Below are 16,171 nucleotides of genomic sequence, written 5' to 3' on the forward strand. Positions count from 1 at the left end.
CCAGTTTCAGCGCCAGTCCACCCGCTCTGAGGCGGCTGCCCCCAGTCCCTAGCCACAGCTATTCCCCACCCCAGAGACTCTTTGCTGGGCTGCCAATCCCCCCTCTCCCTCAGGGAGAGGGGCTGGGGGTGAGGGATCAGTCGCATGCGAGGGTGTCGCGGGTGGCGCGACCGGTGACGGGGTTAACGCCGCTGGCCCGTTCGCAGAGGATGGCAAGGGCATCTTTCCGGATCAGGGCGTTGGTGAAATCCGCCCCCTCGATCTGGATCCCTTCCACCCGCGCCAGCCACATCATGCTGTCCTGCAGTTGGGCTTCCCGCAGGTCGGCACCTTGCAAATTGGCCATGTCCAAGGTGGCGCCGCGCAGATCGGCCCCCCGCAGGTTGGCTCTGCTGAGGTTGGCCCCAAACAGATTCGCCCCTGCCGCTTTGACGTGGCTGAGATCGCTTTGCCGCAGGTTGGCCTTGAGAAATTTCCAGCCGCTCAGGTCTTGTCCGGCAAAGTTCGCCCCCTGCAGATCCCGCTTGCTGTAGTCTTCTGCCCAGGACGGGGATCCCAAGAGGGCGACGCCCAGGCACAGGATCAGCCCGCAAAACACTGCACCCCGCAGGAAACGGGTCAGCCAGGACAGTCTCACCAAACCAGAAGCCGGCCAAGCAACAGACATCGCGGATCCCTCCCGGAAACCTCCACGGCTTTGGGACTGCTCTTACTTTTATCCTACCGGATGGGGATCCCACCGGCAGATTGGGCTAACTTGGGCTTTTATAAGCTGAGTCCCAACTGGCGAGGGGGTGACAGGGACCCATGTCCACAGTCGAGATTTTCAATGCGCAGCAGATAGCGGAGCTGATCGACGCTCTGGCCACCGCAATCGGCAGGGATCACCCCCACTTGGACAGGCTGGTGTTGATCGGCATTCGCACTCGCGGCGTCCCCTTGGCCTACCGCTTGCGGGATCGCATCGCCACCGGCTTCAGGAGCCCACCGCAGGTAGGGGAGCTGGACATCACCTTCTTCCGCGACGACCTGGGCTCCGGCGGCCTGCGCACTCCCAATCGCAGCGAGCTGCCGCGGGATCTGACCGGCCAAGAAGTGGTGCTGGTGGACGATGTGCTCTTCCGGGGTCGCACCGTCCGTGCGGCTCTGGAGGCCCTCAACCACTTTGGGCGACCGGAGCGGGTGCGCCTGGCTGTGTTGATCGACCGCGGCCACCGCCAGTTTCCCATTCAACCGGACTACTGGGGCCACAAGCTAACCACGGCCCCTGAGCAGATCGTCAAGGTGCACCTGCGGGAAACCGACGGCGAGGAGCGGGTGTTGTTGATCGACGCCAAGCCTGAGGAAAACAGGAGAGAGTGAGCCTGAGACGCCCCTGGGGTGCGGTATGGTGGGGATAATCCGCCGACTTTCGCCCTATGACTGTGTTGCCGGAAACCCGTCGCTACGCTGTCTTAGGCACAGGCGCCCTGGGAGGGTTTTACGGGGCAAAACTGCAACAGGCTGGCTTCACGGTGCATTTTCTGCTCCACAGCGACTACGACCATGTGCGCCAGCAAGGGCTGTGGGTAGAGTCCTGCTGGGGGGATTTTCATTTGCCGCAGGTGAATGCCTACGCAGCAGTGGAGGACATGCCCCCTTGCGAAGGGGTGATCGTGGCTTTGAAAGCCACCCAAAATCACCTGCTGCCGCAGTTGCTCCCGCCCGTATTGGCCGAGAAGGGTGTGGTGATCCTCCTGCAAAATGGACTAGGGGCAGAGCCGGAGATTGCCAACTGCGTTGGCCCTGAGCGCATCATCGGTGGCCTCTGTTTCATCAGCTCCAACAAAGTTGGCCCCGGCCACATCCGTCATCTGGATTATGGCTCGGTGCTGCTGGCGGAATACGGCCCTGGCTATGCGCCCCAGGGGATCACGCCTCGCCTTCAACAAGTTCAAGCGGATTTTCAACGGGCCGGGATCCCGACCTCCCTTTCTCCAGATCTGATGTTGGCCCGCTGGCAGAAGTTGGTCTGGAACATTCCCTTCAACGGCCTCTCGGTGATCTTCAATGCCGATACCCAGCAAATGATCCGCGACTCTGAGGCCCGCACTTTGGCGGAAACGCTGATGCACGAGGTGATCCAGGGGGCTGCCGCCTGTGGCCGCCACCTCCCGGAGACCCTGATCCCCGAGATGCTGGCCAGCACCGAGAAGATGGCCCCCTACCGAACCAGCATGAAGATTGACTACGAGCGCAAGCGTCCCCTGGAACTGGAGGCTATTTTTGCCAACCCGCTCCGCTATGCCCAGCAAGGCGGGATTCAGATGCCGCGGGTGGAGATGCTCTACTGGCAGTTGCAGGTGTTGGATCGCCTCAATCGAGGGCTCCCTGTTGGTTCGCCAACTTGAGCCGGGGCAAGCTTTTTCCTCCTCCTGCGGCTAGACTCAGCCGCAGTGGCCTACTGCGCTGGCTTCATGCCTCTGGGATCCACCCACGATCGCATCACCCTCTGGACAGCTCCCGGCGTCACTCTGGCAGCCGGCCTGTTGGGCAACAGCGCTGCCGTAGCTCTGGCCGTGGGATCCGCCTATCTCTTCAGCGGCCTGATGTTTTCCGGGGATCTGGACACTGACTCTCGCCAGTATCGCCGCTGGCTGTTCCTGCGCTGGATTTGGCTTCCCTACCGCCGCTGGCTGCACCACCGCTCCTTCTGGTCCCACGGGCCGATTGTCGGCACTGCCCTGCGGCTGCTCTACCTGGGCCTGTGGGTGGCGGGGGCGGGCTTGGCGGCAGCTTGGCTGGGATCCCGCCTGGGTTGGTGGCAGTGGCAGCCGGATATCTGGCGGGACAACCTCTGGCAAGGGTTGCATGCGCACGCAGAGATGCTGCTTTGGGTGGGGATGGGGCTGGAGCTGGGTTCGATGAACCACAGCCTCAGCGATTGCCTGGTCTCCCGCTGGCGACGTTGGCGCAGACGCCGTCGAAGAAGGGGATCCCCCCTTACCAGGTATGGGCAAAAGTTAGGCTAGCCAGAGCCGTCTGGGAGACAGCCCCGCTAGCCAGGGATCCCAGCAGCCGCTTGGGGCCCGATCCGGTAAGCTGATTGGGGCAGAAGTCTTTTCTTCTGAGATCTGTGCATCCGGGTCGTAGCTATCGCCGCCTTTTTCCCTTCATTCGGCCCCATCTGTGGATGTTGCTGCTGGGGCTGGCCTGTACCCTTGGCTTTGTCCTCACCATGCCTGCCCTCGCCTACTTGATCGAGTGGGTGGCCCGCTCCATCGGCGCAGGGGATCTGGGACAACTGCGGATCTTGGCCTTGATCGGGGTGGTGTTTTTTCTGGTGCGCGGCGCCTTCCAGTACGGCCAGGACACCCTTATGGCCAGGGCCTCTTTGCAAATGGTATTGGAATTGCGGCAACGGCTCTACGCCCATTTGCAGGGTTTGGATGTGGACTACTTTTCCGGCAGCCGCACTGGCGACCTGGTCTACCGCCTCACCGGCGATCTGGATCGGGTGGGCGAAGTGGTGCAGCGTTTTTTCCACCGCTTCATCCCCAGCGTGCTCACCATCTTGGCGGTGGTGGCCTACCTGTTCTACCTCAACGGCATCCTCACCTTGACCACCCTGGTGATTGCCCCCCTGATGGGCGCCTTGATTAGTTGGTTTGGGGATCGGCTGCTGCTGCGCTCCCGCCTCAACCAGGAGAGCATGTCCGACCTGTCCTCTCTCCTAACCGAGGCCTTTGCCGGCATCAGCCTCACCCGCGCCTTTGCTGCTGAGGAATACGAGATCCGCCGCTTCAGCGCCATGGCCGAGAACAACCGCCTGGCCCGCTTTCAAACCGAACAGGTTAAAGCTATCCAAGACCCGGTGGTGGGCTTTCTGTACGCCATGAGCGTGTTGGGAGTGTTTTGGGTGGGCGGCTGGCAGATCAGCGAGGGCAACCTAACCGGCAGCCAGTTTCTTGGCTTTATTGCCGGGGTGGCCATGTTGATCGACCCCATCGTCCACATCACCAACAACTACAGCGAGCTGAAACAGGGGGAAGCCTCGGTGGAGCGGATCTTCGAGCTGCTGGATACCCGCTCCCAGGTGCGGGAGTTGCCCGGTGCTCGTCCCATGCCCCCCATTCAGGGCTGGGTGGAGTTCGAGCAGGTTTCCTTTGCCTACAAACCAGATCAGCCGGTGCTCAAACGGATCAGCTTCCAGGTGGCCCCCGGCGAGATTGTCGCCCTGGTGGGATCCTCCGGCGCCGGCAAGTCCACCCTGGTCAACCTGATCCCGCGCTTCTACGATCCCCAGGAAGGCTGCATCCGCATCGACGGCATCGACATCCGCACCGTCACCCTCAAGAGCCTGCGCCGCCAGATCGGCATCGTGCCCCAGGAGATTACCCTGTTTTCCGGCACCATCGCCAGCAACATCGCCTACGGCCAAGAGGACTTTGACCTGGAAGCGGTGCGGCAGGCGGCCCGTGTGGCCAACATCGACAGCTTCATCGAGAGCCTGCCCGATGGCTACGCCACCCGTGTTGGAGAGCGCGGAGTTACCCTCTCCGGCGGCCAGCGGCAGCGGTTGGCCATTGCCCGCGCCCTGTTGCTCAACCCCAAGATCCTGATCCTGGACGAGGCCACCTCCGCCCTGGATAACGAATCGGAGGCCTTGGTGCAAGAGGCTCTGCAACGGCTGATGCAACGCTGCACAGTCTTTGTTATCGCCCACCGCCTTTCTACGGTGCGCAGCGCCCATCGCATTTTCGTCCTCGAGCAGGGGCAACTGTTGGAGGAGGGCAATCATCGCGAGTTACTGAGCAAGGGGGGGCGCTACGCCCAGTTCCACTGGCGCCAGTTCCAGTAGCTTCTAAAGCCCCCACGCCTGCCGGAAGGGGCGATAGAACGCCGGATCTGGGGGGGCACCCCCCGCAACTCCACAGATGGCCGCCGCAAACTCCACCGCCCGTTGCAGCAACACCGCCTCTGGCCATCCCTGCAGCAGGCCCAGAATGGCCACCGCGCTGAAGGCATCTCCTGCCCCCACCGTATCCACCAGCCGCGGCACCGGCACCGGCTCCCCCCGATACACCCCCCCAGCGGTGAACAGGAATGCACCTGCCGCCCCCAGCGTTAGGAACAAGCCCTTTAGATTCAACCGCGCCCGCAAGGCCTGCCCCTGTTCCTCCACCTTGCCAGCGGGGATGCTTTCTAGCTGCACCACCTGCTCCAGCTCCTCTTGGTTCAGCTTCAGCCAAGCGCAGGTGCGCAGCATTTCCCGGATGGGGCCTGGGTGCCACCAGGGATCCCGCAGATTGAGGTCCAAAAACACCGGACAGCCCACAGTGGCAAGGGTCTCCTGAAAATGGCGATGGGCTGCTTCTCGACGCGCCGCCAAGCTGCCCCGGTAGATCAGGCTGGGGCGGAGGGCTTGCAGAGCTGCCCTGTCCAACTGGATGTAGTCGTAGGCTTGGTCGGGCAAGATGGCGAAGGTCGGGATCCCCTCCCCATCCAGCGTGACCCGGACTTGGCCGGTGGGGTGAACCGGATCCCGCTGCAGCCCTTCCAGACGCAGCCCCTGCTGCCGCAGCGCTGCCAGCATCCTTTCTGCCGCCTCATCCTGGCCGACGCGGCTGAGCAAGAGGGGATCGGCTCCTAGCCCTTTGAGGTTCCAAGCCACATTCAAAGCTGCCCCGCCCAGCACCACCTTGTCTGGGAAACAATCGAAAAGGGTCTCCCCCACAATCAGGGGGAGGCCAGAGGTCACTCCGAGGGGAGCCATCCTGGCCTCTCAGGCAGCAGTCGAGCCGTGCTGCTCCAGGATTTGCCGGTAAGTATTGCTGCGGAACCAGCGCTCAATTTCCCGAGCTCGCAGCACCGGCAGCGGGTGGGTGCGCCCGATGGTCTGCATCTGCTTCAGCTCAAGCTGCCAGAGATCGTCGTCCAGCTCCTCGTAGGTGCGGGCCTGCTCCAGAAAAGCATCCACATTGAGCTTGGCGGCCAACTGCGGCGAGCCGCCGCACAGTTTCATCAGCACCGAGATCACCGTTCTTGCATCCTGGGTAACCAGCAGCGCCGCCCGGTCGCAGGTAAACTCGGCACAGCGCAGCCAGTGCAGCAGTTGATCCTGCAGCGCCTGATAGAACAGCCCGCCGAAGGGGAGCAAACTGGTCGAGAGCATGAGAAGGTTGGCCATTGTCAAGTAGACGCCGTGGTTGCACTTGAGGTGGCCCAGCTCGTGGGCAATCACGGCTTGAATTTCCGGCGGCTCCAGCAAGTCCAGCAGAGAGCTGTGCAAAACGATAAAAGGCTTTTTTCCTTGCATGGCAAAAGTGTAAGCGTTGGGCACGGGATTTTGGCGCACGTAGAGCTGGGGCACTTCGAGATCCAGGATGCGACAGGCCTGCACCAGAAGCTGGTGAATTTCCGGCAACTGGTGCTCGTTAATTTGAATGCTCGAGGCGATGTTATCCAGATAAAAGATCTCCCCTGCCGTCGAGCCGAGCAAATTCTGAATCAGCAGGCCCAGCCCCGGCACCTGCTGCAAGGAGCGGGTTGCCTGCAGATCCACAGGATGGCGAAACTGGTCAGCCCGCAGGCCCAACAGGATGCGGGGCTCGCGGGGAAGGGTTGGTGTGGATGGCATAGAAGACATAGGAGGCCGTAGAAAAACGCTTAGGGTCACAACTCGTAGGGCATAAACTGACGCAGGCGGTTTAACAAAAATAGCCGCTCCGGCGGGGGATCCGGCAGCACCGGCTGATGGGAAAACCCCAAGGGATCCTCACCCAAAAGGGATCTCCCAATCCACGACATGATTCCCGATGCGCGTTCCATCGGTAACCAGCCGCCCATTATCGGCGATAGAGCCGCCCCTGCCCAACCGATTGCTCCGGTAGGTTCAAGGCGAAAAACAGCCGCTGCTGGCTCCCCGCCCAGTCCAGGGCCTTCTGTAACCGCTCTGCCCAAACTCACGCCAAAGCCGCCGGCTGAGAAGTGGCGTAGGCCTCGGCAGGGGTCGGCGTCACCGTCAACGGCAGTTGCCCATTGAGAAAAGTATGGGCTGGCAGAGGAGCCGCCAAGGGATCCGGACTGGGAGGAGCAGGGATCTCCAGGCTGACCTGGGGCTGGGAGCTGCTGGCCTCCAGCAAAATCTCCTCCAGGCGTTGCTGCATCAGACGCAGACGGGCAGGAGAACAATCGTTGCCCATCTCGCCGCTGCCTGGTTTAGCATCATTGTCTGCACTTGGGCACTCTTGTGCCCCTGAACACCTATCTAGGGTCTGGCCGATCTTTATCCAGGATCCCCCGATCTTAGCCGCTACCCTGGAAACATCCCTTCTGGTCATGGGCTGAGCCACCTTGTCGTCGTTTTGAGGTCGCCATGCGGATCCCGACTTCCACCTATCGCATTCAGTTTCACGCTGGATTTGACTTTGAGGCAGCGCGGCAAATTGTCCCCTACCTGAAGTTGCTGGGCATCAGCGATCTGTATGCTTCTCCCATCTTTCAGGCCCGCAAGGGCAGCACCCATGGCTACGACGTCGTGGATCCCAGGCAGATCAACGTGGAGCTAGGGGGGAGTGAAAAGTTTGAACTCTTGTGGGAAACCCTCAACCGGCAGGGAATCGGCTGGATCCAAGACATTGTGCCCAACCACATGGCCTACGACGGCCAAAATCAAATGTTAATGGATGTTTTGGAAAGTGGCCCTAACTCAGACTTCATCGATTACTTTGATGTCAACTGGAACCATTCTTATCTAGGTATTAAGGGAAGGATCTTGGCACCTTTTTTGGGTGACTTCTACGATAAATGCTTGGAGTCTGGACAAATCCAGCTCCGTTACGACGCTGATGGCCTTAGCATCAACTACTATAACTTGAGATTTCCTCTAAATATTGATACCTATGCCGATGTTTTTACCTACAACTTGGGCAAACTAAGACGAAAACTAGGACGCAGCCATCCCGATTACATCAAATTACTCGGGATCCTCTTCAGTCTTAAATTCATCCCTAGCAAAGAAGATCTTCTAGAGCGCACCGATCAGATTAACTTTGCCAAGCACTCCCTATGGGAGCTCTACACCTCTAGCCAACATATTCAGAACTTTTTTGACGAGAACATTGCCATTTTTAACGGCAAGCCAGGGGATCCCTCAAGCTTTGACTTGTTGGACAGCCTTTTGGCGCGACAAAACTTCCGCCTTTCTTTCTGGAAGGTGGGTGCTGAGGAGATCAATTATCGTCGTTTTTTTACCATCAACGATCTGATCTCGCTGCGGATGGAAGATCGCGAAGTATTTCGCAAAACACATCAGCTCATCCTCAAGCTTTCAGAACAGGGGCGCTTTACGGGCTTACGCATTGACCACATCGATGGCTTATTTAACCCAGAGGAGTATCTCCATCGTCTGCGAGAACGCTGCCCAGATCTCTACATCGTGGTAGAAAAAATACTAGAAGCTAATGAGAAGCTACCTCAGCAATGGCCAGTTCAAGGCACAACGGGTTACGACTTTTTAGCTAAGCTTAATGGCATCTTTTGCCAATCGGAGAATGCAGAATCCTTCAGTGCTCTGTATCAAGATTTCACCAACCTACAACAGTCACCAGAACAAGTTATCGAAGATAAAAAACGGCTGATTATCGAGCGCAACCTGGCGGGGGACATGGACAACCTTGCTTTTTTGCTCAAGCAGATTACCAGCCATCACCGCTACGCCAACGACTTTACCCTCTACAGCTTGCGCCGAGCCCTGGCAGAGGTTTTGGTGTGTTTCCCAGTTTACCGAGTCTACATCCATGAAGGGATCCTCAGCCCAGAAGGTCAACAGGCTATCCGTCAAGCTGTAGAGAAAGCTAAGGAGAACCTGCCCATTCTGGTCAACGAGCTGAATTTCCTGCAGCGCTTTCTCTGCCTTGAGTTCCCTGAAAACGTCTCAGAGGAAGAGAAAAACGAGCAAATCTACTTTGCTATGCGGCTGCAACAGTTGGCCGGCCCTCTCATGGCCAAAGGGGTAGAGGATACGGCCTTCTATGTTTACAATCGGCTGCTATCCCTAAACGAAGTGGGTGGGGATCTGTGTCGTTTTGGCATTTCTGTCCAAGAGTTCCATCGCTTTAACCAAGAACGAGCAGCCCAGTGGCCCTTCTCAATGAATGCTTCCTCCACCCATGACACCAAACGCGGCGAGGATGTGCGGGCCCGCCTGAATGTGCTCTCGGAAATCCCCGCCGAGTGGGAGAAGCACATTAAACTCTGGCATGAGTTGAATCTTGGCTACAAAGTCCGCAGCAAGCAAGCGAAGCGTTTGGAGCTGCCGGATCGCAACGACGAGTATTTTCTTTATCAGACCCTGATCGGCTCCTATCCCTTTCAGCCGGAGGAAGTTCCCACCTTTATCCAGCGAGTTAAAGACTACGCCATTAAAGCGGTTCGGGAAGCCAAAGTTCACACCGCCTGGCTTCGCCCCGATACCGAATATGAAGAAGCCACCCTTGCTTTCATCGATCAGATCCTGCAGTCCTCAAGCCCCTTCCTGGAGTCTTTCCTGCCCTTTCAGCGCAAAATTGCCCACTTTGGCATCTTTAACTCTCTCTCTCAAACCCTGCTGAAGCTCACCAGCCCTGGGATCCCGGATATCTACCAGGGCACGGAGCTGTGGGATCTCAGTATGGTAGATCCCGACAATCGTCGGCCCGTGGACTTTTCCCGTCGCCTAGCTTACCTCGAGGAAATCCAGCGGCGAATTAAGCAGGATTCCCTGCAACTGATCCAGGATCTTCTGCTCCACCGCCACGACGGCCGCATTAAGCTGTTTCTCATCCATCAGGTGCTAAAGGGCCGTCAGGAACAGCCGCAACTGTTTCTGGAAGGCAGCTATATCCCCCTGCAAGTAAGCGGCTCCTATGCCAACCACGTCATCGCTTTTGCCCGTCAGCACGACAAACAAGTCGTCCTGGTGGTGGCCCCCCGCTTCTTAACCTCCTTAATTGACGAGACGCAGGATCCCCTAGGGGAATTGGTTTGGAAAGATACGGAAATTCAACTGCCGCGCTGGAAGCGGCTGGACTGGGTGAACGGCCTCACCCAAGAAGGGATCCCAGCTGGCGACACCTTGCCGGTGGGCGCCGTCCTCAAGTCTTTCCCAGTGGCTCTGCTGTGGGGGCAATCTCGCTGAGGAGCCTAGGGAGCCGCTGCAGCAGGGGTTAGGGTCTGGAAGTTGACAATGCGGGCAAACTCTTGGGGATCGAGGCTAGCGCCCCCCACCAGGACACCATCAATCTGCGGCTGGGCCATCAGCTCGTCAATATTGCTGGCTTTAACGGAGCCACCGTAGAGGATGGGCAGGTGGTCGGCACCCAGATGCTGGCGGATAAGGCCAATGACGCGGTTGGCCTCAGCCGCTGCACAGGTTTTCCCCGTGCCAATTGCCCAGATTGGCTCGTAGGCAATCACGAGGTTTTGCAGACCGATCCCTGGCAAGGCGCGATCCAACTGTCCCACAATCCAGGACTCGGTTAGGCCCTGTTCCCGCTGTTGCAAGCTTTCCCCCACACAGAGGATAGGAGTGAGCCTGTGCCGCTGGGCCGCTGCCAAGCGCCAGTTGACGGTTTCATCGGTTTCGCCAAAGTATTGCCGCCGCTCGCTGTGGCCGACGATCACGTAGCGCACCCCCAGCTCTGCCAGCATGGGGCCGGAGATCTCTCCCGTAAACGCCCCTTGATCCTCCCAGTGCAGGTTCTGGGCTCCCACAGCAATGCCGGATCCCCGCGTTTCTTCTACCACCACAGCCAGGTCTGTGAAGGGCACGCAGAGAATGATCTGCCGCTGCGGCCTCACCCCTGCAGACGAGGCTTGCAGGGCTGGACGAAACTCGCGCAGAAACTGGCGAGCCTCAGCCTGAGTCTTGTGCATTTTCCAGTTGCCGGCAATGAGGATGGGGCGCAAGACGGATCCTCCCTAAGCGACACAACGATATAGTCAATCGCCGGGATCCCGAGCAAGGGGGATCCCGAGCTTTTTTCGTATGTCACAGTGTATCAGCAAGAGGTTTCAGAAGAGGGCGAGGGAGGTTGTTGACGCCGCTCCTCCAAGCTGGCCGCAAGGGCAGCTAGGCAGTCTTGGAGGGGGGATCCCTGCTCTAGGTGCCGGACGGCAACGGCATAGGCTTCGGGGTGAGCTTGCAACAAGGCCTGGCTCTGGCGGAGAAAGCGGTTGATGTAGGCCCTCATTTGAGCCGCAGAGGTCAAGGGCTGGGCTGCCGGGATCCCTGCCAGCAGCTTGGCCAACTGTTGTCTATCCTCCTCATCCCCCACCACTTGGCCATACTGGAGAGACTCCGCGGCAGCCCCTGCCATCCAAAACAGGCCGTAGCGCTCTAGATCTGCCCAGGAGAGGCCTCCCTGGGCTTCCCAGGTGCGCATGGGGGCTTGATCCAGCTCCACTCCGCCGTAGCCGGGGATCCCGTGTCGGAAAGCCTGCCAGGGGCCGAGCACGTAGCCGCGCAAGGGGATCCCTAGCAGGTGGGCCACCAAAAGGTGTCCTGCCTCGTGGCGGATGACCCGCTGCCGATAGGCTGGAGAAGCCCAATCCAGGAGCGCGCCCAGCAACCCTGAGAGCCGCCCCCCAAAGGCCACTTGTTCGACAATCACCAAGCCCACCATCCCAGACAAAGGTAGAGCCAACCGCGGCCCCAGGGCCGCCGACACCACCAAGGCCGCCACGATCCAAGCTGCGCGGGTGATTCCAGCCTCCGACATCGCTTGCCTCCGACCTCCCTATGCTTTTGCCTCCGGTCCTAGCTCGAGCGCCAGCAGCTCGTCGGCCAACTCCAAAAACGCCTCCCGATCCAGATAGGAGACATCTCCCACCCATTCCCCTAGCTTGACCACGTAGACTTCGCTCAAGGTCGGCCGGCGCCGCAGATCGCGCGAATAGGCCTTCACCAGCGCCAGCACCGATTGTTTTTTAACAATTCGCCGGTAGCGGGGATCGTCCCTGGCCCGCACTCGGTAGAGGACTCCTGTTTCATCGCCAATTTCCATCTCAAACTGGCGCTCGCGCACTTCTTCGATATAGAGTTGCCCGTCTTCACCTACCTTTTCCCGCTCTTCCACCACCACCTCATAGCGGCGGGTGCTCAACACCTGCCCAAAAAACAGTCCTCCGTACGGGATCTCGCGAAAGGCTAGCTGCCGGCGGGAGATGGTGTACAGCGGCCCCCACAGAAAGGGATAGAGCAACGAGAGAAACCCCGCCAGAAAGGAGACCGCCCCCAGGAAGGATCCCTCGCCAAAAGCGCGAGACAGCACCAGCAGCGCTACGCCCACCAAAATGGCTGTAATGATCCGGCCTACGCTGTTGAGGGCATCGCTCCAGTAAGCTGCGTACTGGAGCCGCGTAGGCACCAGCGGGATCACCGACTCGCACTCTTCTGGGGTGAGCTCCAACAACATGCCCTGGGATCCTCAAAACATCCAACTCCACCCCTTTACCTGCTGAGGGTGGGCCAGACCCCATCTTAGAATGAGACAGGGAAGCTCTGCTGCCCTTGCCGCTCCTCCTAAGTGCTGCCAAGCTCCCATGGTGCCCGGATCCCAATTTTCTTCGACCATCAGACAGCAGGTGACCCAGTTGGACGAGGGATCTCGGCGGGACAAGGCGTGGCTGGGAGATGCAGTGCTGAGCCTATTTGCCCGCCAGTGGTTGCTCGGCCCACCGCCCGACTGGCAGGTGCCTTCCCCTCCCGGCTGCGATCTTAGCCGCGCCGAACTCTTCACCTGGCTCACTTCCAACCAATTTTTGTCGGCTCTCCGGGATCCCACCCAGGTGGAAGCAGAAATCGGCCTCATCTACGAAAGAGAAGGCCTCCCGGCAGCCTTTGCCTACATTCAGGAACAGCTACTGCCCTTGTTCGTGAGACAGGTACACAACCGCGCCAAAACCCTGCGCGGCAAACGGCGCTAGAGTCTTGAACTCCCCTCTCTCACTCCCACAGCCGCCGGATGGGAGAGCGGTGCAAAAGGCGGTGAGTTTCCGCCAACAACTCTGGGATCGGCAGGTGCTCCGGACAGCGGGGCAGACAGTCGCCGCACTCGCTGCAGCGGTCGGCAGGCACTCCTGGAAACCAGTGCCCCGCCTGGCCAAACATGTTGTAGCGGTACTGGGCAAACTCGGTCATCTCATGGGCAAGGGCCAAGTTGCGCAGCCGCAGCACCTCTGGGATGTGGATCCCTTCTGGGCAGGGCAAGCAGGCATAGCACTGGCTACAGCGACTGGATCCCAGGCGTTCTTGCTCTGCTTGGCGCAGCCGCTCCTGCACCTGCAGGCCCTCTGTCCACCAACGCTCGGGATCCCGCAGGGCTGCCAGGGCTGTCTGCAGCTCGCTGGGATGGGTAACGCCCAGACTAAGGGTATGGATACGGGGATCCGCCAGCAAAAAGCGGTAGGCAAACTCCAAGGGGCTAAAGGGCGCACAGCTCTCCTGCAGGCGCTGGGGCGGGCGGTAGAGCATCCCCCCCTTGTCGGCGGGGGAGATGATGAACACCCCCATATCCTGCTGGGCTGCCGCCTCCAGGGCCGCGGCATTGCGCTGCTGGAAAAAGTGGTAGTGCAAATTCACAAAGTCAAAATGGCCTGTCTGGATGGCCTGCAGGATTAGCTCCAGGGATCCATGGGTGGAAAAGCCGATGTAGCGCACCAGGCCCTCCTGCTGCGCCTGCCTAAGGAGCGGCAAGCCCTCCTGCAGTACCCACTCCAGGTGTTCGGGTAGGTTGATGCCGTGGAAGGCAAACTGATCCAAGTACTCCACCCGCAGCCGCTGCAGGGATCCCTCCAGCCGTTCCCGCAGCCTCTCGCCAGGCGTGAGCTTGGTGGTTAGGATCAAGCGCTGCCGCGGCACCGCCAGACTCTGCAAGATTTCCCCCAAAAGCACCTCGGCCTGGCCGTAGGCCTGCGCCGTTTCTAGGTGGTTGATCCCTGCTTCTAGCGCCGCTGCCACCGTGGTCTGGGCCTGTTCTGGTGGCACGTTGACCAGGCGCATACTGCCCAAAGAAAAAGCCGACATGAGCTGCTGCGTGCGCCCAAAGCGGCGGTAGAGCATTGGGGAGCTCCCCCCGCTTTCCGGCTCAGCTGGGCGATGTGAGCTCAGCATCGACTTCCTCGGCGATGGACCCCCCGCACCTTTACCCCAAGGCTTCTCTGAAAAACGCCACCGCCTCTGCCAGCACCTCCAGGAAGCGATCCACCTCGGCCAGGGTGTTGTAGAGGTAAACGCTGGCCCGGGCTGTCGACTGCACCTGCAAGTGGCGGTGTAGCGGCTGGGTGCAGTGGTGGCCAGCCCGGATGGCAATCCCCTGCTCATCCAGCAGCGTGGACAGATCGTGGGGGTGAATGCCCTCCACCGCAAAGCTGACCAGCCCTGCCCGGCGCGCCGGATCCTTGGGACCATAGACTGTAATGCCTGGAAGGCGCTGGATCCCTTCCAGAAGGCGAGCGGTTAGCTTTTGCTCATGGGCATGCACGCGCTCTAGCCCAATCTGGCTTAAGTAGTCGACGGCTGCCCCCAAACCCACCGCTTGGGCAATGGCCGGTGTGCCTGCCTCAAACTTGTGGGGGATATCGGCATAGGTGGCGTGATCCCAGTCCACCTCGGCAATCATCTCGCCCCCACCCAAAAAGGGCGGCATGGCCCGCAGCAGCTCCCGTTTGCCGTAGAGCACCCCAATGCCTGTGGGACCGCACATCTTATGGCCAGAAAAGGCCAGCCAATCGCAATCCAGGGCCTGCACATCCACTGGCATGTGGGGCACACTTTGACAGGCATCCAGAAGCACCTTAGCCCCATAGTGATGGGCTAGCGCAATCACCTCCTGAACAGGGTTAATGGATCCCAGCATGTTGGAGACGTGGGTCACCGCCACCAGCCGGGTGCGATTGCCGAGTAAAGAGCGGTAGTGCTCCAGATCCAACTCACCCTCGGCCGTGATGCGGATGAACTTGAGGCAGGCCCCCGTCTTCTGAGCCACGAATTGCCAGGGGATCAAATTGCTGTGGTGCTCCATCACCGACAGGATAATCTCATCCCCCCGCTCTAAGGTGCTCATGCCCCAACTGTAGGCCACCAAGTTAATGGCCTCACTGGCGTTGCGGGTGTAGATGAGCTCCTGCGGGGAAGGCGCATGGACAAAGCGGGCAATCTTCTCCCGCGCCCCCTCGTAGGCCTCCGTAGCTTCGTTGCCCAGGGTATGCACCCCCCGGTGTACGTTGGCGTTGCTGTGGCGGTAGTAGTGATCCATTGCCTGCAAAACCGCCAGCGGCTTCTGAGAAGTGGCCGCGTTGTCAAAGTAGATGAGCGGCTGGCCGTTGATCTGGCGCTGCAGGATTGGAAAATCCAACCGCACCTGGGCAGCTAGGTCGGCAGCGGTGTCAAAAGCCTGTTCCAGCTTGGGAGAAGAAAGAGGGGATACCGCCATAGTCTGCGCAGAAGCCTACCTCCCTCAGTATGGCATTGCTCTGGCCAGCCGCCCCGAAAACTCTCCCTTGCCGGCAGAAGAGAGTTGTCACGGACTGTAATTTGATGTTAAGTTTGTTTACATCCAGTTACAAGGCATCACCTATGCAATCCTCTCCTAGGATCCCTTCCCGCCTCGACTCCGCTTCTGTGGCCCAATACTACGACACCACCAACGACTGGATCCCGGGCTGGACAGAGCAGGCGGAGCGTTGGAATGGTCGCCTAGCCATGGTGGGTTTGGTGATTAGCGTTGCTACAGAGGCGCTGGTGGGCCACAGTGTTTTCGCCACCACTCTCGCCCAGTGGCTGGGACTGCAATAGTTCAGTACGCCAGCACCAGGTCGGGCGTCTTGCCTAGGTCTAGGGACTTGCCCAAGCGGTTGACTTTTTGACTTAACGGAACAGGCCGATGAGACTCGACAATCCCTTCCTTCCCTACATTGCCGTTATGGTGAGCGGGCTGGTGGCGGCTGTTGTCCTCGGTTCAATAGCTTTCTTCAACTCCAAGCGCCCTGCGGGCTGGGAGGGTGCTGCTCGTCCGCGATACGTGCCTCAGTATGAGGTTCCGCCCACGTGGGAAATTGGCTGGACTGAGCAAGCTGAGCGGTGGAACGGGCGTTTGGCCATGCTGGGATTTGCCATCAGCATTGCAGTGGAAGCGCTGGTAGGCCACAG

18 protein-coding genes are annotated in these 16,171 nt (G+C 59.8%); 8 read left to right on the forward strand and 10 right to left on the reverse strand.

Annotation, left to right across the window (positions count from 1 at the left end; all coding sequences use genetic code 11):
- Nucleotides 1–136 precede the first annotated feature (136 nt).
- On the reverse strand, nt 137–667 hold the full coding sequence (locus NW841_RS01590) for a pentapeptide repeat-containing protein (RefSeq protein WP_414364179.1): 531 nt from the start codon (nt 665–667) through the stop codon (nt 137–139).
- A gap of 140 nt (nt 668–807) precedes the next feature.
- Between NW841_RS01590 and pyrR the strand changes: the two genes are divergently transcribed.
- The 4 genes from pyrR (at nt 808) to NW841_RS01610 (ending at nt 4,840) form a co-directional block, all read left to right on the forward strand.
- On the forward strand, nt 808–1,362 hold the full coding sequence (pyrR, locus tag NW841_RS01595) for a bifunctional pyr operon transcriptional regulator/uracil phosphoribosyltransferase PyrR (protein ID WP_414385062.1): 555 nt from the start codon (nt 808–810) through the stop codon (nt 1,360–1,362).
- Nucleotides 1,363–1,418: 56 nt separating this feature from the next.
- On the forward strand, nt 1,419–2,390 hold the full coding sequence (locus tag NW841_RS01600) for a putative 2-dehydropantoate 2-reductase (protein ID WP_414385063.1): 972 nt from the start codon (nt 1,419–1,421) through the stop codon (nt 2,388–2,390).
- A 66-nt stretch (nt 2,391–2,456) separates the two neighbouring features.
- Nucleotides 2,457–3,011, forward strand: coding sequence for a metal-binding protein (locus tag NW841_RS01605; RefSeq protein ID WP_414385066.1), 555 nt, complete (start codon nt 2,457–2,459; stop codon nt 3,009–3,011).
- A gap of 104 nt (nt 3,012–3,115) precedes the next feature.
- The gene (locus NW841_RS01610) at nt 3,116–4,840 is read left to right on the forward strand and encodes an ABC transporter ATP-binding protein (protein WP_414376436.1); all 1,725 of its coding nucleotides are present in this window, start codon (nt 3,116–3,118) and stop codon (nt 4,838–4,840) included.
- Nucleotides 4,841–4,843: 3 nt separating this feature from the next.
- Here NW841_RS01610 and NW841_RS01615 read toward each other — a convergent pair whose 3' ends face one another.
- From NW841_RS01615 to NW841_RS01630, 4 genes are all read right to left on the reverse strand, one after another.
- Nucleotides 4,844–5,755: a carbohydrate kinase family protein gene (locus tag NW841_RS01615; protein WP_414364174.1), complete on the reverse strand. Its 912-nt coding sequence runs from the start codon at nt 5,753–5,755 to the stop codon at nt 4,844–4,846.
- A 9-nt stretch (nt 5,756–5,764) separates the two neighbouring features.
- Entirely contained in the window at nt 5,765–6,628 is an 864-nt protein-coding gene (locus tag NW841_RS01620) for a M48 family metallopeptidase (RefSeq protein ID WP_414364173.1), read from the reverse strand.
- 26 nt (nt 6,629–6,654) lie between these two features.
- Nucleotides 6,655–6,810, reverse strand: coding sequence for a hypothetical protein (locus tag NW841_RS01625; RefSeq protein WP_414385068.1), 156 nt, complete (start codon nt 6,808–6,810; stop codon nt 6,655–6,657).
- Between the two features lie 134 nt (nt 6,811–6,944).
- Nucleotides 6,945–7,184 (reverse strand): hypothetical protein, encoded by a 240-nt coding sequence (locus NW841_RS01630; protein ID WP_414364171.1) that lies wholly within the window; start codon nt 7,182–7,184, stop codon nt 6,945–6,947.
- 173 nt (nt 7,185–7,357) lie between these two features.
- Between NW841_RS01630 and treY the strand changes: the two genes are divergently transcribed.
- Nucleotides 7,358–10,159, forward strand: coding sequence for a malto-oligosyltrehalose synthase (gene treY, locus NW841_RS01635; protein WP_414385070.1), 2,802 nt, complete (start codon nt 7,358–7,360; stop codon nt 10,157–10,159).
- A gap of 5 nt (nt 10,160–10,164) precedes the next feature.
- On the opposite strand, the gene tpiA is transcribed toward treY, so the two are convergent.
- The 3 genes from tpiA to NW841_RS01650 form a co-directional block, all read right to left on the reverse strand.
- Nucleotides 10,165–10,929, reverse strand: coding sequence for a triose-phosphate isomerase (tpiA, locus tag NW841_RS01640; protein WP_414385071.1), 765 nt, complete (start codon nt 10,927–10,929; stop codon nt 10,165–10,167).
- Between the two features lie 92 nt (nt 10,930–11,021).
- Nucleotides 11,022–11,741: a hypothetical protein gene (locus tag NW841_RS01645; RefSeq protein WP_414385072.1), complete on the reverse strand. Its 720-nt coding sequence runs from the start codon at nt 11,739–11,741 to the stop codon at nt 11,022–11,024.
- Nucleotides 11,742–11,759: 18 nt separating this feature from the next.
- The gene (locus NW841_RS01650; protein WP_414370457.1) at nt 11,760–12,437 is read right to left on the reverse strand and encodes a hypothetical protein; all 678 of its coding nucleotides are present in this window, start codon (nt 12,435–12,437) and stop codon (nt 11,760–11,762) included.
- A gap of 127 nt (nt 12,438–12,564) precedes the next feature.
- Here NW841_RS01650 and NW841_RS01655 point away from each other — a divergent pair, with 127 nt between their 5' ends.
- Nucleotides 12,565–12,948, forward strand: a complete 384-nt coding sequence (locus tag NW841_RS01655; RefSeq protein ID WP_414364166.1) for a hypothetical protein — start codon at nt 12,565–12,567, stop codon at nt 12,946–12,948.
- 19 nt (nt 12,949–12,967) lie between these two features.
- On the opposite strand, the gene NW841_RS01660 is transcribed toward NW841_RS01655, so the two are convergent.
- Together NW841_RS01660 and NW841_RS01665 are read right to left on the reverse strand one after the other, a co-directional pair.
- Nucleotides 12,968–14,083 (reverse strand): aldo/keto reductase, encoded by a 1,116-nt coding sequence (locus NW841_RS01660; RefSeq protein ID WP_414385073.1) that lies wholly within the window; start codon nt 14,081–14,083, stop codon nt 12,968–12,970.
- Nucleotides 14,084–14,165: 82 nt separating this feature from the next.
- Nucleotides 14,166–15,455, reverse strand: coding sequence for a cysteine desulfurase (locus NW841_RS01665; protein ID WP_414385074.1), 1,290 nt, complete (start codon nt 15,453–15,455; stop codon nt 14,166–14,168).
- Nucleotides 15,456–15,598: 143 nt separating this feature from the next.
- Here NW841_RS01665 and NW841_RS01670 point away from each other — a divergent pair, with 143 nt between their 5' ends.
- Together NW841_RS01670 and psb35 are read left to right on the forward strand one after the other, a co-directional pair.
- Nucleotides 15,599–15,817 (forward strand): hypothetical protein, encoded by a 219-nt coding sequence (locus NW841_RS01670; RefSeq protein WP_414364163.1) that lies wholly within the window; start codon nt 15,599–15,601, stop codon nt 15,815–15,817.
- 88 nt (nt 15,818–15,905) lie between these two features.
- Nucleotides 15,906–16,171, forward strand: a 266-nt coding sequence (gene psb35, locus NW841_RS01675) for a photosystem II assembly protein Psb35 (protein WP_414385076.1), incomplete at its 3' end; no start/stop codon positions are given.

It is taken from the genome of Synechococcus sp. H60.3 (assembly GCF_047462295.1).
Taxonomy (GTDB): Bacteria; Cyanobacteriota; Cyanobacteriia; order Thermostichales; family Thermostichaceae; genus Thermostichus.

Bases quoted from the DNA above. Each gene is read 5' to 3' on its own strand.
- NW841_RS01590 (WP_414364179.1), bottom strand. From the start codon at position 667: ATGTCTGTTGCTTGGCCGGCTTCTGGTTTGGTGAGACTGTCCTGGCTG.
- pyrR (WP_414385062.1), top strand. From the start codon at position 808: ATGTCCACAGTCGAGATTTTCAATGCGCAGCAGATAGCGGAGCTGATC.
- NW841_RS01600 (WP_414385063.1), top strand. From the start codon at position 1,419: ATGACTGTGTTGCCGGAAACCCGTCGCTACGCTGTCTTAGGCACAGGC.
- NW841_RS01605 (WP_414385066.1), top strand. From the start codon at position 2,457: ATGCCTCTGGGATCCACCCACGATCGCATCACCCTCTGGACAGCTCCC.
- NW841_RS01615 (WP_414364174.1), bottom strand. From the start codon at position 5,755: ATGGCTCCCCTCGGAGTGACCTCTGGCCTCCCCCTGATTGTGGGGGAG.
- NW841_RS01620 (WP_414364173.1), bottom strand. From the start codon at position 6,628: ATGTCTTCTATGCCATCCACACCAACCCTTCCCCGCGAGCCCCGCATC.
- NW841_RS01625 (WP_414385068.1), bottom strand. From the start codon at position 6,810: ATGGAACGCGCATCGGGAATCATGTCGTGGATTGGGAGATCCCTTTTG.
- NW841_RS01630 (WP_414364171.1), bottom strand. From the start codon at position 7,184: ATGGGCAACGATTGTTCTCCTGCCCGTCTGCGTCTGATGCAGCAACGC.
- treY (WP_414385070.1), top strand. From the start codon at position 7,358: ATGCGGATCCCGACTTCCACCTATCGCATTCAGTTTCACGCTGGATTT.
- NW841_RS01645 (WP_414385072.1), bottom strand. From the start codon at position 11,741: ATGTCGGAGGCTGGAATCACCCGCGCAGCTTGGATCGTGGCGGCCTTG.
- NW841_RS01650 (WP_414370457.1), bottom strand. From the start codon at position 12,437: ATGTTGTTGGAGCTCACCCCAGAAGAGTGCGAGTCGGTGATCCCGCTG.
- NW841_RS01655 (WP_414364166.1), top strand. From the start codon at position 12,565: ATGGTGCCCGGATCCCAATTTTCTTCGACCATCAGACAGCAGGTGACC.
- NW841_RS01660 (WP_414385073.1), bottom strand. From the start codon at position 14,083: ATGCTCTACCGCCGCTTTGGGCGCACGCAGCAGCTCATGTCGGCTTTT.
- NW841_RS01665 (WP_414385074.1), bottom strand. From the start codon at position 15,455: ATGGCGGTATCCCCTCTTTCTTCTCCCAAGCTGGAACAGGCTTTTGAC.
- NW841_RS01670 (WP_414364163.1), top strand. From the start codon at position 15,599: ATGCAATCCTCTCCTAGGATCCCTTCCCGCCTCGACTCCGCTTCTGTG.